The sequence below is a fragment of the Vibrio profundi genome (assembly GCF_005281835.1).
GTDB classification, from domain to species: Bacteria; Pseudomonadota; Gammaproteobacteria; order Enterobacterales; family Vibrionaceae; genus Vibrio; species Vibrio profundi.
Map to the genome: position 1 here is coordinate 74,504 of NZ_RZIS01000004.1, position 16,929 is coordinate 91,432.

The window sequence follows — 16,929 nt, forward strand, 5'->3', positions numbered from 1 at the left end:
GATTGGATGAGTTTAGGCCCTATGGGGATGTCGTCTGGCATGGATATCAATTCTATGGTCAGCAAAATTGTTGATGCGGAGCGTGTGCCTAAACAGCAACGTATCGACAATGAGCGGGCACAGATTGATTCCAGTATCAGCGCCTATGGCCGACTCAGAGAATCGCTGGATTCGATGAAAAATCTGATGGCAATCTTTCGTCAGGAGAAAGCATTTGCGGTACGCACCGTAGAAAGTACTGACGAGGGTGTTGTCTCAGCGACTGCAACTACAGAAGCGATAGCAGGTAAATATGCCATCGATGTGTTGCAGCTTGCTCAGAGTCATAAAGTGGCTTCAGACGTATTATCTGAAGACATGAAGTTTGGCCCTGGTAAGCTGCAGGTTTCGCTTGGTGAAGACAGCTTTGACGTACAAGTCGATTCAAACTCAAAGTTAATCGACATTGTCAGAGGTATCAACGGCGCCGGATCGAATCCGGGCGTTCGTGCTTCCATTATTAATGACGTAGAAGGCCCTCGCCTGATTGTTGCTTCCAACTTATCAGGCAAAGAGCATCAAATAAGTATTCATGTGGATGCCGAATCAGGCAATCCGCTAAAGAAACTCGAATATAAAACTCTTGAAGAGCGCGTAAAAGCTTTGGAAGAAGCTCGACTTGCAGCTCAAGAGATCCTTTCCGAAACCCCACAGGGAAAAGCCATAGATGCGATTGATGATGCCCTTACTGGTGAAGAGGCTGTCGATGAGCAAGGCAACCCTATAGAAGATCCTGAAAAAGATGGTTTAGTCGATCCTTTATTCTCGGATGACGACGGCAGTTTATCGTTTGGCCAAAAAGCGGCACTTGCTGGCCAAGAAGCTTTAGATGCGGCCGCCGCGTCTGCGTCTGCTTTACCTGAAGATAATATCGGAGGTTGGACAGAAACGGCCTCAGGTACTCTATTGGATTCTTATCACACGCCTGAATTAGAGCTTGACGAAAAAGCGATTGAGAAGGCGCCAGATATTCCAGGGTGGTCTAATACAGCGTCAGGTACACTGACGGATTCTTATGTAACACCGAAAGAAGCGCAGCAAAAACTTGAAGCTGAGCAAGCTCGTATTGAAGAGCAATTGGCTAAAGAGAGTGAAGAGCTAGCGGCTAAAGTCGATCGCGGTGAATTGACAGCTGAGCAAGCGAAAGAGATCGAGCGGTCAAAACTGGCACCTGAAGAGCGCGCGCATTTAGAAAAAGTTGATAAAGCGAAAGAAGATCTTGACCGAGCACAGCGATCTTTTGATACCTATGATGGTATGACCGAGGTGCAAACCGGCCAAGACTCAATGGTGGTACTCGATGGTGTTGCCCAATTATCTAGCCACAACAACATCATAGAAGATGCGATTGAAGGCATTGATCTGACCGTTAAAGGAAAGACTCCAAAAGACAAAGCTCCTGCAGAAATTGGGGTTGAGTACGATAGACAAAGCGTACGTGATGACATTGAAAGCTTTGTCCAAGCCTATAACCAATTTTATCAAGTTTCGAAAAACTTAGCGGGTGTCGACCCTGCGACTGGCCAGAAAGGCCCACTTGCGGGGGATAGCACGGTTCGAAATGCTGACTCACGATTGAAGAGCGTGTTTTCGACCAATATTGAGAAAGCGCCCGAGAATTTGAAGTCGTTAACCGAGTTCGGTATTACGACTACTCGTCAAGGCACACTCGAAATTAACCATGACATGTTAGATCGTCAGCTAAACAATAACTTTGACAAGTTAGGTGATTTTTTTGGCGGCAATACGGGATTTGCTAAACGTGTTGAAGATGCTATTCAAGGAATTACAGGGGTAACAGGTTCGATTCGTACTCGAGAGAAAAGCCTTACTGAGCAAAATTATCGATTGGCAGATAACCAGGCGGCATTAGATCGCCGTATGGATAGCCTCGAAAGTCGTACGCATGCAAAATTTACCGCCATGCAGGACGCAACAGGCAAAATGCAGTCTCAACTTGGCAGCATGATGAGTGCATTAGGCTAACCGATGAAGAATGAACTCCAACAACTTTGTGAACTCGATCAACAAATCTTCGCAAAATTTGATAAAAGTGAAATTATTCCTGAAGAAATTCATGAACTAGTCGATAACAGGGAACAGTTATTGCAAAACATTCTGCAGTTACTTGAACAGTTTCCGGAAGTTAAACGTAGTTCAGAGTGGTTTGAAGCAATTAATCGAACCAAAAATTTAGTTGCATTGATGCAGTCTGAAACCGGTCGAGTTGGAAAAATGCTACATAAATATCGACACGGCAACAAATCAGTACAACAATATAAAAGATTTTTATAAAAGAGGGTTACTATGCGCGGTTCTTTACAGGCATACAAAAAGGTATCAGTGGATAGTCAGCTTAGCGCTGCCTCACCCCATAAAATAGTGCAAATGCTTATGGCAGGCGCTATTGAAAGGTTGATTCAAGGCAAAGCAGCAATGCAAGCGGGGAACATCCCAGTGAAGGGTGAACGCTTGGGCAAAGCTCTTGATATTATTATAAGTTTACGTAGCTGCCTCTCAATGGATGACGGCGGTGACATTGCCAAAAACTTAGATCAACTGTACGAATTTATGATCACTCAGATCTCTGCGGCCAATCATCAAAATGACCCTCAACCTATTGATGATGTGATTGAAATTATCCGTGAGATAAAAGGTGCTTGGGATCAAATCCCTAACGAGTATCACAACCTTACCGCTGCGGAAGTTGGTATCTAAAGAAATATTAAAGTTCCAACCAAGCTCACATCAGCTAATTGCTTGGTTGCCTTATTTTTTTATTCAAATAAAATAGAGTCATTAGTAAGCCTAATGGCTTTTTTTTGTGGTTAATTTCCGAAATTTGCTTCTCGTTTGCTCTAAAGTATAAATATCCATTTAATTTTAGCGCGACGCTGTTCTGGTTTTTCCCCGCATCGCACCAATGATTAAGGCTATAATTCCTAGTTATGCAAGGTTTGGCAAAACTGCTTGTAGTGGACGATGACTCTCATAACCGTCGTAACCTAAGCACAATATTAGAATTTGTTGGAGAGAGCTGTGAAGTGATCAGCTCTGAGCAAGCCAAAGAGATCGACTGGTCTCATGTTTGGGCTGGGTGCATTATTGGTTCTATCAAAGGAAATGGCTTTGCATCTTTGCTTAATCAGCATTTGGTTAATGCAAATCACATTCCTCTGCTTATCGTGGGTAAGAATCAATACCCGGTCGATGATCTTCCTAATTACGTAGGCGAGCTTGAGTTCCCGCTTAACTACCCTCAATTGAGTGATGCTTTACGTCATTGTAAAGATTTCCTAGGGCGTAAAGGCGTTCAGCTTGTCGCTTCTTCCCGTAAGAACACTCTATTTCGCAGCCTTGTTGGGCAAAGCTTAGGTATTCAAGAGGTTCGTCACCTTATTGAGCAAGTTTCAACAACTGAAGCGAATGTATTGATTCTTGGTGAGTCTGGTACTGGTAAAGAAGTGGTCGCACGTAACATTCATTATCACTCTAACCGCCGCACTGGCCCATTTGTACCGATTAACTGTGGTGCGATCCCACCAGATCTTCTTGAAAGTGAACTCTTCGGACACGAGAAAGGTGCATTTACTGGAGCCATTACTGCACGTAAAGGGCGCTTTGAGCTAGCGGAAGGCGGCACGCTGTTCCTTGATGAAATTGGTGATATGCCAATGGCAATGCAAGTGAAGTTGCTACGAGTTCTGCAAGAGCGTTGTTTTGAGCGTGTGGGTGGTAACACGACCATTAAAGTTGATGTTCGAGTTATTGCTGCGACTCACCGCGACTTGGAAAGCATGATCGACGATGAATCATTCCGTGAAGACCTCTTCTATCGTTTGAATGTATTCCCGATTGAAATGCCAGCGCTGCAAGACCGCAAAGAAGACATTCCTCTGCTTCTACAAGAATTGATGACTCGTATGGAAGCGGAAGGTAGCTTACCGATTTGCTTCACTCCGCGAGCAATTAATTCTTTAATGGAACATGATTGGCCAGGAAACGTTCGTGAATTGGCGAACCTGGTTGAGCGTATGGTGATCTTGTATCCAAATAGCTTGGTTGATGTCAATCATCTTCCAACTAAATACCGCTACAGTGATATTCCTGAATTCCAGCCAGAGCATGTGTCTTATGGTTCGGTTGAAGAACAAGAGCGCGACGCATTGGCTGATATTTTCTCTGAAGATTTCAGTTTTGATCAGCCTGATGAAATGACGGATAACGTCAACGCTCCCCAAGAGCTGCCTCCTGAGGGGGTAAACCTCAAGGAGTTACTTGCAGATCTTGAAGTGAATATGATCAGCCAAGCGTTAGAAGCGCAAGGCGGGGTTGTCGCGCGAGCTGCGGATATGCTTGGCATGCGTCGAACCACTTTGGTTGAGAAAATGCGTAAATATAACTTACAGCGTTAGGTGTTATTGAGTTGATGTAGGGTAGGTTTAGAGCCTAAAACCCTGAGTCAACTTCTTGTCGCTAACCTAACTATGTGATAAATATAAGAAATAGCCTGGCATGCCTTTTGCGTGACAGGCTATTCTAGTATTTGAGGCAAAATTCCGACATGCAAACACCGAACGAATCAGAAAATCAATCTCACTTAGACTCTGTAGAACAGCAAGTAGAGCGCTATAAGCAAGTGCTCGATGTTATGCCTGCCGGAGTTATTTTGCTCGATACACAAGGTGAGGTACGAGAAGCAAACCCGGAAGCGCATCGAATTCTAGGTGTTGAGCTGGTGGGCGAAAAATGGTTTTCGGTGATTCAAAGTGCGTTTGATCCTAAAGACGATGATGGACATGAAATCTCGCTCAAAAACGGCCGAAAAGTAAGATTGGCGATCTCCGCTTCGACGACAGGTCAATTGATCTTAATTACTGATTTAACGGAAACGCGTTTGTTGCAATCTCGAGTCAGTGATTTACAACGTTTGTCTTCACTTGGGCGCATGGTGGCTTCTCTAGCACACCAAGTTCGTACACCTTTATCGAGCGCAATGTTGTATGCTTCTAATTTAGCGGCACCAAATTTAGCTCCCGCTACTAAAAATCGTTTTCAATCCAAGTTGATGGACCGATTGCATGATCTAGAAAAGCAAGTTAACGATATGTTGTTATTTGCAAAAGGTGGCGATAACAAAGTGGTTAAGCCATTTACCATTGAAGAGCTGATCGGTGAGTTTCAGCCAATGGTAGAGACTTCTTTAAAGAACAATCAAATTGATTACTGCCAAGAAGTTGAAGAAGAGCAAACCCAAATGATGGGGAATGCTAATGCTATTGCTTCCGCATTAAGTAACTTGGTGCTTAATGCAATCCAGATAGCTGGTAAGGAATCACAAATCGATGTGTTTTTTAGGCCGGTTAATGGTGAATTACGGATATCTGTGCAAGATAGTGGACCAGGTGTTCCAAAAGAACTACAAAATAAAATCATGGAACCATTCTTCACAACACGTTCTCAAGGTACAGGCCTTGGTTTAGCAGTAGTGCAGATGGTATGTCGTGCACATGATGGCCGACTAGAGTTAATATCAGAAGAAGGGGATGGCGCGTGCTTTACCATGTGCTTGCCTCTTGAGAAACAAATGTAGCGACGACTATCGTCAATCTAAAAAAATCAACACTGGAGAATCACATGGCTCAAAGCAAAGTGTTAATCGTAGAAGACGATGAAGGCCTACGCGAGGCACTCGTTGATACGCTGGCTCTGGCAGGGTATGAATGGCTAGAAGCCGATTGCGCAGAAGATGCTCTGGTTAAACTAAAGTCAAATCAAGTTGATATTGTTGTCTCTGATGTCCAAATGGCGGGCATGGGAGGCTTAGCGCTACTACGAAATATTAAACAGCATTGGCCGAATTTACCTGTGCTGCTGATGACGGCATACGCCAATATCGAAGATGCGGTTGCTGCGATGAAAGAAGGTGCTATTGATTACATGGCGAAGCCATTCGCGCCTGAAGTGCTGCTGAATATGGTGAGCCGCTATGCACCTATCAAATCAGACGATAACGGTGATGCTGTTGTCGCGGATGAAAAGAGCCTGAAATTATTAGCTCTCGCCGATAAAGTCGCTAAAACTGATGCAAACGTTATGGTACTTGGCCCAAGTGGTTCAGGTAAAGAAGTGATGTCTCGTTATATTCATAATGCATCTAGCCGTAAAGACGGGCCTTTTGTAGCAATTAACTGTGCCGCAATTCCAGATAATATGCTTGAAGCGACGTTATTCGGCTATGAGAAAGGGGCTTTTACCGGGGCGATACAGGCTTGTCCGGGTAAGTTTGAACAAGCTCAAGGCGGCACTATCTTGCTTGATGAAATCAGTGAGATGGATCTAAATCTGCAAGCTAAATTGCTACGCGTCCTTCAGGAACGCGAGGTAGAGCGACTAGGTAGCCGTAAAAGTATTAAACTTGACGTTAGGGTACTAGCGACCAGTAACCGTGACCTTAAGTTATATGTGTCGGAAGGCAATTTCCGTGAAGATTTATATTACCGTTTGAATGTATTCCCAATCGTATGGCCCGCATTATGTGAGCGAAAGGGTGATATTGAGCCGTTAGCGAAACATCTAGTCGAGCGTAACTGTACTAAACTTGGTCTGCCGGTACCGTCAATTTCGGACGAAGCGATCGCTAAGCTAATTCATTACCCTTGGCCTGGTAACGTCCGTGAATTGGACAACGTCGTTCAGCGAGCTTTGATTCTAAGTGAGCAAACCAACATTACTGGTGAACATATATTACTAGAAGGGGTCGACTGGCAGGATGCGAGCAGTCTTCAACATGTCGTAGAAAGTGGTGAAGTGGCGACTCCGGCTATAAAGCCAGTTGCGGAAGTTGAAAGCCTAGTGAAGCAGCCTGCAGTTAGTGAAGGTTTAGGCAATGAACTGCGCGACCAAGAATACGCGATTATTCTTGAGACTTTGGTGGCGTGTAATGGGCGACGTAAAGAAATGGCAGAAAAATTGGGTATTAGCCCACGGACTCTGCGTTATAAGCTAGCGAAAATGCGTGATGCTGGAATCGATATTCCAAATTAGTTTTGAATTTTTTCGTGTATAGTGCGCAGACCCTGCGTTATACGATAAAGTTATTTATATCGCATGGCACATAAATTGCTCCGTCAATAATAATACATTAGCAATGGTCAGTTTTTTGACTTTTGAGGTACGAGATGAGAATAGAAGGTTTACAGGGCGAAATGCAGGCCATGATGGTCGAAGCAGCGAATGCGCGCCCTGCCGCAACGGGACAAGCGGTTGGTGCTGACTTCGGCGACATGCTAAGTAAAGCCATCAATAATGTGAATTCATTACAGAAAACTTCTGGTGATCTTCAAACTCGTTTTGACCGTGGAGACGAAGACGTATCATTGTCCGATGTAATGATCGCACGTAATAAATCTAGTGTAGCTTTTGAGGCCACCATCCAAATTAGAAATAAATTGGTTGAGTCCTATAAAGAGCTAATGAACATGCCAGTATAAGTTAGGTAGTAATTAGTGGCTGATGATAATCAATCAACGGATTTAGCGGTAGCAGATAACGACCACGCAATGGTTGCTAGCTCAGACCTCGATACTGAAGGTCAAAATCCAGATCTAGAAGAAAGAAGTACCTCCAAGTTTGACATGGCAGTAGGGGATTTAGACCTACTGCGTCAGGTTGTTTTGGTTTTATCTATTTCTATCTGTGTAGCCTTGATCGTAATGCTGTTTTTCTGGGTAAAAGAGCCAGAGATGCGGCCATTAGGCGCATACGAAACCGAAGAGTTGATTCCCGTTCTAGACTATCTCGATCAGCAAAAAATTGATTACTCTCTAGATGGCAATACCATTTCTGTTCCGGCTAGCGAATACAATAGTTTGAAGCTAGACATGGTACGTGCAGGTTTGAATCAGCAAAAAAATGCTGGTGATGACATCTTGATGCAGGATATGGGCTTTGGTGTTTCTCAGCGTTTAGAACAAGAGCGTTTAAAGCTAAGTCGCGAAAGGCAGCTTGCTAAAGCCATCGAGCAAATGAAGCAAGTACGGAAAGCTCAGGTGCTATTGGCGTTACCAAAACAAAGTGTATTTGTAAGACATAATCAAGAAGCATCAGCGTCTGTTTTCTTAACGTTGAAAACAGGAGCTAACCTTAAGCAGCAAGAAATAGATTCCGTTGTTGATATGGTGGCGAGTGCGGTTCCTGGAATGAAAACTTCCCGAATCACTGTTACGGATCAGCATGGTCGCTTACTAAGTTCTGGTTCGCAAGACCCGATGTCTGCTGCTCGTCGAAAAGAGCATGAATTAGAGCGTAACCAAGAACAAGCCCTTCGAGAAAAAATTGATTCAGTGCTGATCCCTATCCTAGGTTTTGGTAACTATACCGCTCAAGTGGATATCCAATTGGACTTCAGTGCTGTCGAACAAACGCGTAAACGTTTTGACCCAAGCACACCAGCTACTCGAAGTGAATATACTTTAGAAGATTACAATAACGGTAATGTAGTTGCTGGCGTACCCGGTGCGTTGAGTAACCAACCCCCAGCTGATGCTTCTATTCCTCAAGATGTCGCTCAAATGAAAGATGGCTCTATGATGGGGCAGGGTTCCGTTCATAAAGAAGCGACACGTAATTTTGAGCTAGATACTACAATTAGCCATGAACGCAAACAAAGTGGAATCGTTAACCGTCAGACGGTTTCTGTGGCGATTAAAGACCGACAATCCGTTAACCCTGACACGGGCGAAGTGACGCATACACCGCTTAGTGAAAGCGAAATTAATGCGATTCGCCAAGTGTTGATTGGTACCATCGGCTTTAGTGAGCCTCGCGGTGATTTACTGAATGTACTGAGTGTTCAGTTTGCACCTCAGGTCACAGACGTTGTGGCAGATGTACCAATTTGGGAACACCCTAACTTTAATGACTGGGTTCGTTGGTTTGCAAGTGCGCTCGTGATTATTGTTGTAGTACTCGTTTTAGTACGCCCAGCGATGAAGAAACTGCTCAACCCTGCTGAAGAAGAAGACGACCAAATGTATGGTCCTGATGGACTTCCTATCGGCGCTGATGGTGAGACGAGCCTTATTGGTGGTGATATTGAAGGAGGCGAATTGTTTGAATTCGGCTCTAGCATAGATTTACCAAACCTTCATAAAGATGAAGATGTACTGAAAGCGGTGAGAGCTTTGGTTGCAAATGAACCAGAGCTAGCGGCTCAAGTAGTGAAGAATTGGATGGCAGATGGCTAATGAAATTGTAGAGCAAACAGCGGGTGGTGAAGTCGCAGAAGTTGCCGATGTTGATATTTCAACGATATCCGGTGATGAGCGAGCTGCAATCTTGCTGTTGAGCTTAAATGAAGAAGATGCCGCTGGCATTATTCGTCATTTAGAACCGAAACAAGTACAACGTGTTGGTAGCGCTATGGCGCGTGCCAGTGATCTTTCTCAAGAAAAAGTGGGAGCAGTTCACCGCGCATTTTTGGATGATATTCAAAAATACACCAACATTGGTATGGGCAGTGAAGACTTCATGCGTAATGCGTTAGTAGCGGCGCTAGGTGAAGATAAAGCAAACAACCTTGTTGACCAAATCTTGCTTGGAACTGGCTCTAAGGGTCTAGATTCATTGAAGTGGATGGATCCAAGGCAGGTGGCAAGCATCATTATCAACGAGCACCCGCAGATTCAAACTATCGTATTGTCTTACTTAGAGGCCGATCAATCTGCTGAAATTTTGTCTCAATTCCCTGAACGTGTACGTTTAGATCTGATGATGCGTATTGCTAACCTAGAAGAAGTTCAACCATCCGCACTGGCAGAGTTGAACGAAATCATGGAGAAACAGTTTGCTGGTCAAGCTGGTGCTCAAGCCGCGAAAATTGGTGGCCTGAAAGCTGCTGCCGAAATCATGAACTACATGGATAACAATGTTGAAGGCTTGCTTATGGATCAAATCCGTGATCAAGACGAAGACATGGCGACGCAAATTCAAGATCTTATGTTTGTCTTTGAGAACCTTATCGAAGTGGACGACCAAGGTGTACAGAAGCTGCTGCGTGATGTTCCTCAAGATGTACTTCAAAAAGCGCTTAAAGGTGCGGATGAAGGTCTACGTGAGAAGATCTTCAAGAACATGTCTAAACGTGCTGCCGATATGATGCGTGATGACATAGAAGCAATGCCACCAGTGAAAGTTTCTGATGTTGAAGCGGCCCAAAAAGAAATTCTGGCCATTGCCAGGAAAATGGCCGACAGCGGAGAAATTATGCTGTCTGGCGGTGCCGACGAATTCCTATAATTTAGAAATCGTTAAGCCCCATTTATTGGGGCTTTTTGTTTTAAAGACCCCTTGTCGTTATTCACACTTTAGTAGGTATCAATATGTCCAGTGAACGAAAACGTGGCTTTCTAAGACCAGATGAAGACCAAACTATCGCTGAGCCTCAAAAGTGGGGGTTGCCAGATTACAGCTCTGAAGTTAATAAATCCGCGAAAGAAACCGCGTTTAACTATGATCCAAGCTGGATGCCCACGGTCGATGAAGCTATTGAAGACGAAGAGCTTGTTCTAACAGAAGAACAGATAGAACAAATTAAGCAAGGCGCTTATCAAGAAGGCCTACATCAAGGGCAAGAGGCAGGCTTTAAGCAAGGTTATGATAAAGGTAAAGAGGAAGGTATGGCGGCTGGCCATGCTGAAGGGCTTGAAGCGGGTAAGCTCGAAGGGGTCACCGCTGGGCAAGAGTACATTCAACAGCAAGTAGCCGTGTTTATGGGGCTTGCAAATCAATTCGCCCAACCGCTTGAGTTGATGAACGCCCAAGTTGAAAAACAATTGGTTGATATGGTGCTGACTTTGGTGAAAGAAGTGGTGCATATCGAAGTGCAAACGAATCCTCAGATTATATTAGATACCGTGAAAGAGTCGGTCGAGTCGTTGCCGATCTCTGGTCATGCAATCACATTAAAGCTGCACCCAGAAGACGCTGAGATCATTCGTTCTTCTTACGGTGAAAACGAACTCGATTGCCGCAACTGGACTTTGGTTTCAGAGCCTGCCCTTAATCGTGGTGATGTGCAGATTGAAGCTGGTGAGTCGAGTGTAAATTATCGCATGGAAGAACGCGTACGTAGTGTGATTCAAAGTTTTTGCGGCGCTAACCGCCATCAAGGGCACGACTGATGTTAGAGCTAGCAGAGCGCTTAGGCCAATATAAAACGCACGGCTTGAAATCACGTCCGATTGCTTCTGGTCGATTGGTTCGAGTGGTTGGTTTAACGTTGGAAGCGACTGGCTGTAAAGCACCTATCGGCAGTCTATGCCTTGTGGAAACCATGTCTGGAGAGATGGAAGCGGAAGTTGTCGGTTTCTCTGGCGATAACTTATTCTTGATGCCAAGTGAACAAATCACTGGAATCTTACCTGGTGCGAAAGTGACACCTATGACCGGTGAAAGCGGAATTCCTGTTGGAATGGAGTTATTAGGTCGTGTTATTGATGGCGTAGGTAACCCCATTGATGGCTTAGGCTCTCTTTACACTGAGCATCGTGCACCTTTTAACGCTGAACCAATTAACCCATTAGCTCGTAAACCGATTTCCGAGCCACTAGATGTTGGCTTAAAAGCCGTCAATGGGCTTTTAACTGTGGGTAAAGGCCAACGTATTGGTCTGTTTGCTGGTTCCGGTGTAGGTAAATCGGTCACGCTTGGCATGATGACTCGAGGCACCACGGCTCAGGTTGTGGTTGTAGGCTTGATTGGTGAGCGTGGACGAGAAGTTAAAGAGTTCATTGAGGAAATTCTTGGGGCTGATGGGCGTAAGAGATCCGTTGTGGTTGCAGCCCCGGCAGATGCGTCACCATTGATGCGCTTGAAAGGCTGTCAAACGGCATTAACCGTAGCGGAATATTTTCGCGATCAAGGGTTGGACGTTTTGCTCTTGATGGATTCCCTTACTCGTTTCGCGCAAGCACAGCGTGAAATTGCCCTTTCTGTGGGGGAGCCGCCAGCCACGAAAGGCTATCCACCCTCTGTATTTGCTAAGCTGCCAGCTTTGGTTGAAAGGGCCGGTAACGGAAGCGATGAACAAGGTTCGATAACGGCATTCTTTACTGTATTAACCGAAGGTGATGATCTTCAAGATCCTATTGCCGATGCATCACGGGCAATTCTTGATGGTCATATCGTACTATCTCGAGAAATGGCGGATGCTGGCCATTATCCTGCGATTGACGTAGAGAAATCGGTCAGCCGTGTCATGCCACAGATTACGACTGAAGAACACGTATTGATGTCGAAAGCCGTTCGACAAGTACTGTCGATTTGCCGTAAAAACCAAGATTTGGTGTCTATTGGTGCGTATAAGCCGGGCACGGACCCTGCTATTGATAGTGCGTTTACGCTTAAGCCTAAGCTTGATGAATACCTACAGCAAAAGATGAAAGAAACCGTTCCATATGATATGTGCGTAAACATGCTAAAACATGTTCTAGGTGGGTAATAGCGTATGGATAACGCACTTGAATTTTTGCTTGATCAGGCAAAAGATAAAGAGAATCAAGCGGTGTTAGCTTTGAATAAAGCGAATGCCGAACTCGAAGATTATTATCAACAAGTCTCTCAAATTGAGCAGTATCGATTAGATTACTGTCAGCAATTGGTCGATCGAGGTAAACAAGGGCTTACCGCGAGTCAATATGGTCATTTGAACCGATTCTTAACCCAGCTTGATGAAACATTGTCGAAACAAAGGGAAGCTGAACAACATTTCAAAACACAAGTAGATAATTGCCAAAACTATTGGATGGAATTACGTAAGCAAAGAAAATCCTACGAATGGCTGATGGAGAAAAAACAAAAAGAACATCAGCAGTTACAGGACAAGCGAGAACAAAAGCAGATGGATGAGTTTTCCACTTTGTTATACAGCCGTCGTAAAAATTAGGGCTTTATTCCAATCTTCCCTTTCCGTTCTAATTAAGTTTGTCTACGTTGGCCTTTGGCTTATTTCTTGCTTGTATCTAGGAATTATCACTTTGTACTGACGCCGCAAAGTGTTTTCTTTACCTTGCTTTCTTTCGCTTCGCCTTAAAGCAAATCAATATAGAGCTTGTAGATATGAATATTAGCCTTCCCACAACATCGACGAGTACTAAATCCGCACCTATTTTAGATGTAAGCAGTTCCGATTCTAAAGTGGAAGGGGACGGTGAATCTAAAGGTTTCTTGGAAACATTAACGGATGTGTTTTCAAGTAAAGAAGCTGAATCTTCGGAAAAGGTGACATCAGAAGATAAGAGTGATGTTGAGAAACAAGCCGACTCATCGACGGAAAATTCTGAGAAAGGTGGATCTAAAGAAGATAAGCAAGTTACTGAATCTAAAAATGAATCCTCACCGGAACAAATCAGCAAAGGAACTCAGAGTGAAAGTACAGATGCCGTTCTAGCATCGGATGTCGATGACTCTGAAGCCGATTTGAAAGTGGAAGCAGATAAAGCAGTCACTAACGAAAATAAGTTGTCTTCTGGGCAAGGTACAGAGCTCAAGAAAGCGCAAGACCTAGAGTCAGCCGCTAAGGCTTCGGTCGCAATGAGTGAAGGAAATAAGCTTCTAGGGCAGTTAGATGAAGCGAATCAAACCCTCAAAACGGCAGACGGCAAAACTTTGCCTCAGACGTCAGAGCAACTATCTAAGCTGACTCAAGACTCTTCACAACAGCCAATAGCTGAGCAAAGGAAGCGTGTTGATGAAGTGACAGCTTCTAATATGGCCGCAGGTGTCACTGCCACAAAAATCGAAGGTGAAGCCTCCGTCAATAATCAACAAGTTTCCCCAAAAGAAACCAACTCACTAGAGCGCTTTATCCAAAAGAACACGCCGCAAGCACAAGAATTATCTAATACTGTTCCTATAGCGGCTGGAAGCGCAGTAGCTTCAAACTCTTTGGTACAACAGAGCGGTGGAGCCACGGCTTTGAAAACGAGCAATATTCCAAACGTTAACGTGGATGAAGAGGGTGGACTACAAGCGAGCAACGCTGTCTTGAACGGGCAAACGCTCAATCCCCAGTCTACGGTAGTCAGTAACGCTCAATCGGTGGCAATAACTCCAGAACAAGCTGCTTTGGCAACAGCTGGAGTGTCTGGAGTAAACCTCGCAACGACTAATCAGCAAATTGCGCCAGAAGAGTTAGTTGTGGCGGTACAGCAAGTACAGGCTCAAATATCAGAGACTGAACAAGTCGCAAGTGCATTGTTAGTGAAACAAGCGAGCGGACAAGCTTTGTCTTCGCAAGAACAACAAGCTTTAGCTCAGGCGAACCAAGAACTAGACGTATTGAATACTCAATTAGAAGTGTTAGTTGCGTCAACTACGGGCACACAACCAGAGTTTATTACAGAAGCGGCGATAGCATGGGGAAGTGTCGCAGCTCCACAAGAGGTTAAATCTGCAGCTGTGTCTGAGAACACTGTTGCGACTCGAGCTGCTCAAACGGGCATTGCAGCTTCGGTACATCAGGCTCTGGCTCAAAATAGTGTAACGGCTACGCCTTCTGATAAAGCTCTAAGCTCGTCGATTCCTCAAGCTAACAACATTGATCCTAGTTTAATGGCGGCCACCACACCGACCGCGGTTTCAAGTGTTAATGTCGCCAAATCCAGCTCCGCGGACGCAATGCTAAAAGCTGGCGCAAGTGGTGCTGCACTCGCTGGGTTGAGTCGTTCTCAGTCAAAAGACGATGCTAAAGACAGTAATTTGGCTCAGCAAATTGCTGCAGCTTCTGGTCAGCAAGGCTTATCTAGCACCACTCCGACTCGCTCAGAAATTCAGGCTCAGCAACAAGCGCCATTGCAGCTGACGAAAGAGTTAGCCAATGAGCAAGTAGCGGAAAAAGTTCAAATGATGATGTCTAAGAACTTGAAGAATTTGGACATCCGTTTGGATCCGCCAGAGCTAGGTAGAATGCAGATTCGAATGACAATGAATAATGATGTAGCAAATGTACATTTCACGGTGACAAATCCGCAGGCTAGGGAAATTATCGAACAAACCATCCCTCGTTTAAGAGAGATGTTGGCTCAGCAAGGTATGCAACTTTCTGACTCTTCGGTTCAGCAGCAAGCATCAGGTCAACAACAAGGTGGTTACAATACCGCCGAAAGTAATGGCGATGAAGGAAGTAACCGCACAAATGGTGTGCAAGGTGATGAAAACCTTGATACCGACATCAATCTTGAATTGAATGTCGCGTCAAAGCGTGATGGAATTAGTTATTATGCCTAGAATTAGATACGCGTAAGTAATTAAAACTAAAAAAGTTAGAGAAGATTATGGCAGACGAACAACAACCAGAAGAAGCCCCAAAAGGCAAAAGTAAATTATTAATCATCATTATTGCTGTCGTTGTGTTATTGGCTGGTGGTGGCGGTGCGGCATTTTTTTTAATGGGCTCTGACGACTCTGCAGCGCAGGAAGAAGCGGCAGCTGAAGTCGCCGTTGTTGTTAATGAACCTGTTGCCTACGTGAATATCCCTCAACCATTTTTATTTAATGTGTCCGGCGACAAAAAAGATCGCTTAGTGCAAATCAAAGCTCAGTTGATGGTGCGTGGAACGGAAAATGAAGATTTGGCACGATACCACTCCCCATTAGTTGAGAGTACGTTACTTGCAACATTTGCCTCAGCGACGGTCGATCAATTGAGATCGCCAACCGGCCGAATTGAGTTGCGCGACAAAGCGACCGAAGATATTAAGGCAAGCCTGACTCAAGCGGTTGGGCAGCCAGTGATCGAAAAAGTATTGTTTACTGACTTTGTAATCCAATAGGTAACTCGTGACCGATTTATTAAGCCAAGACGAAATTGATGCGCTGTTACATGGTGTCGACGATGTAGAAGAAGTTGATGAGGTCGTAGAGGTCGAGTCCGAAAATGCGGTCAACTTCGACTTCTCATCTCAAGATCGCATCGTTCGTGGTCGAATGCCGACCCTTGAACTTATTAATGAGCGTTTCGCACGTCATATGCGAATTAGCTTGTTCAATATGCTGCGAAAAACAGCAGAGGTTTCGATCAACGGCGTACAAATGATGAAATTTGGTGAATACCAAAATACCTTGTACGTTCCTACGAGTTTGAACATGGTACGCTTCAGACCTTTGAAAGGTACTGCATTGATCACAATGGAGGCGCGTTTAGTCTTCATTCTGGTGGAGAACTTTTTCGGCGGAGATGGCCGCTTCCATGCGAAAATTGAAGGTCGTGAATTTACACCTACCGAAAGACGTATCATCCAGTTGCTTTTAAAAATTGTCTTCGAAGACTACAAAGAAGCATGGTCTCCTGTGATGGGCGTTGAGTTTGAATACCTAGACTCCGAAGTAAACCCGAGTATGGCGAACATTGTGAGCCCGACGGAAGTAATTGTCGTGAGTTCTTTCCACATCGAAGTTGATGGTGGTGGTGGTGATTTTCACGTAGTTATGCCGTATTCCATGGTAGAGCCCATCCGTGAATTGCTCGATGCAGGTGTTCAATCGGACAAAATGGAAACGGATGTACGTTGGAGCTCCGCACTTCGTGATGAGATCATGGATGTTCCAGTGAACTTTCGCGTTAACTTATTAGAAAGAGATATCTCACTCCGTGATTTGATGGAATTACGTCCTGGGGATGTGATCCCAATTGAAATGCCTGAAAATGCGACCATGTTTGTGGAAGAATTGCCGACATACCGTGTGAAAATGGGCCGCTCAGGCGACAAGTTAGCCGTTCAAGTGTCAGAAAAAATTGAACGACCTCATGTGGTGAAAACCGACCTCGCTTTCTTAGGGAAAGATATTATGTCTGACCTAGATGGTGATGAAGAAACCGAAGAATAATAG

General features: G+C 44.6%; 15 protein-coding genes. All 15 read left to right on the forward strand.

Annotation, left to right across the window (positions count from 1 at the left end):
- The first annotated feature begins 6 nt into the window (after positions 1 to 6).
- Complete coding sequence (gene fliD, locus ELZ11_RS11715) at positions 7 to 2,025, forward strand: flagellar filament capping protein FliD (protein ID WP_137357599.1); 2,019 nt, start codon at positions 7 to 9, stop codon at positions 2,023 to 2,025.
- Between the two features lie 3 nt (positions 2,026 to 2,028).
- The gene (fliT, locus tag ELZ11_RS11720) at positions 2,029 to 2,334 is read left to right on the forward strand and encodes a flagellar protein FliT (RefSeq protein ID WP_137357600.1); all 306 of its coding nucleotides are present in this window, start codon (positions 2,029 to 2,031) and stop codon (positions 2,332 to 2,334) included.
- A gap of 12 nt (positions 2,335 to 2,346) precedes the next feature.
- Positions 2,347 to 2,757, forward strand: a complete 411-nt coding sequence (gene fliS, locus ELZ11_RS11725; RefSeq protein ID WP_137357601.1) for a flagellar export chaperone FliS — start codon at positions 2,347 to 2,349, stop codon at positions 2,755 to 2,757.
- A gap of 230 nt (positions 2,758 to 2,987) precedes the next feature.
- The gene (locus tag ELZ11_RS11730) at positions 2,988 to 4,454 is read left to right on the forward strand and encodes a sigma-54 dependent transcriptional regulator (RefSeq protein ID WP_137357602.1); all 1,467 of its coding nucleotides are present in this window, start codon (positions 2,988 to 2,990) and stop codon (positions 4,452 to 4,454) included.
- A gap of 149 nt (positions 4,455 to 4,603) precedes the next feature.
- Positions 4,604 to 5,632 (forward strand): sensor histidine kinase, encoded by a 1,029-nt coding sequence (locus ELZ11_RS11735; RefSeq protein WP_137357603.1) that lies wholly within the window; start codon positions 4,604 to 4,606, stop codon positions 5,630 to 5,632.
- Positions 5,633 to 5,676: 44 nt separating this feature from the next.
- The gene (locus ELZ11_RS11740; RefSeq protein WP_137357604.1) at positions 5,677 to 7,086 is read left to right on the forward strand and encodes a sigma-54-dependent transcriptional regulator; all 1,410 of its coding nucleotides are present in this window, start codon (positions 5,677 to 5,679) and stop codon (positions 7,084 to 7,086) included.
- Between the two features lie 134 nt (positions 7,087 to 7,220).
- Entirely contained in the window at positions 7,221 to 7,532 is a 312-nt protein-coding gene (gene fliE, locus ELZ11_RS11745) for a flagellar hook-basal body complex protein FliE (RefSeq protein ID WP_137357605.1), read from the forward strand.
- A 15-nt stretch (positions 7,533 to 7,547) separates the two neighbouring features.
- Entirely contained in the window at positions 7,548 to 9,287 is a 1,740-nt protein-coding gene (fliF, locus tag ELZ11_RS11750; protein WP_137357606.1) for a flagellar basal-body MS-ring/collar protein FliF, read from the forward strand.
- Positions 9,280 to 10,338 carry a flagellar motor switch protein FliG gene (gene fliG, locus ELZ11_RS11755; RefSeq protein ID WP_137357607.1) on the forward strand — a complete coding sequence of 353 codons (1,059 nt, stop codon included), beginning with the start codon at positions 9,280 to 9,282 and terminating at the stop codon, positions 10,336 to 10,338. The genes fliF and fliG overlap by 8 nt, the downstream gene beginning before the upstream one ends.
- A gap of 83 nt (positions 10,339 to 10,421) precedes the next feature.
- Positions 10,422 to 11,222 carry a flagellar assembly protein FliH gene (gene fliH / locus ELZ11_RS11760; protein WP_137357608.1) on the forward strand — a complete coding sequence of 267 codons (801 nt, stop codon included), beginning with the start codon at positions 10,422 to 10,424 and terminating at the stop codon, positions 11,220 to 11,222.
- On the forward strand, positions 11,222 to 12,541 hold the full coding sequence (gene fliI / locus ELZ11_RS11765) for a flagellar protein export ATPase FliI (protein ID WP_137357609.1): 1,320 nt from the start codon (positions 11,222 to 11,224) through the stop codon (positions 12,539 to 12,541). Before fliH ends, fliI begins: the two co-directional genes overlap by 1 nt.
- 6 nt (positions 12,542 to 12,547) lie before the next feature.
- Positions 12,548 to 12,985: a flagellar export protein FliJ gene (fliJ, locus tag ELZ11_RS11770; protein WP_137357610.1), complete on the forward strand. Its 438-nt coding sequence runs from the start codon at positions 12,548 to 12,550 to the stop codon at positions 12,983 to 12,985.
- A gap of 173 nt (positions 12,986 to 13,158) precedes the next feature.
- Positions 13,159 to 15,327 carry a flagellar hook-length control protein FliK gene (locus ELZ11_RS11775; RefSeq protein WP_137357611.1) on the forward strand — a complete coding sequence of 723 codons (2,169 nt, stop codon included), beginning with the start codon at positions 13,159 to 13,161 and terminating at the stop codon, positions 15,325 to 15,327.
- Between the two features lie 47 nt (positions 15,328 to 15,374).
- The gene (gene fliL, locus ELZ11_RS11780) at positions 15,375 to 15,872 is read left to right on the forward strand and encodes a flagellar basal body-associated protein FliL (RefSeq protein WP_137357612.1); all 498 of its coding nucleotides are present in this window, start codon (positions 15,375 to 15,377) and stop codon (positions 15,870 to 15,872) included.
- Positions 15,873 to 15,879: 7 nt separating this feature from the next.
- The gene (gene fliM, locus ELZ11_RS11785) at positions 15,880 to 16,926 is read left to right on the forward strand and encodes a flagellar motor switch protein FliM (RefSeq protein ID WP_137357613.1); all 1,047 of its coding nucleotides are present in this window, start codon (positions 15,880 to 15,882) and stop codon (positions 16,924 to 16,926) included.
- Positions 16,927 to 16,929: the final 3 nt, after the last annotated feature.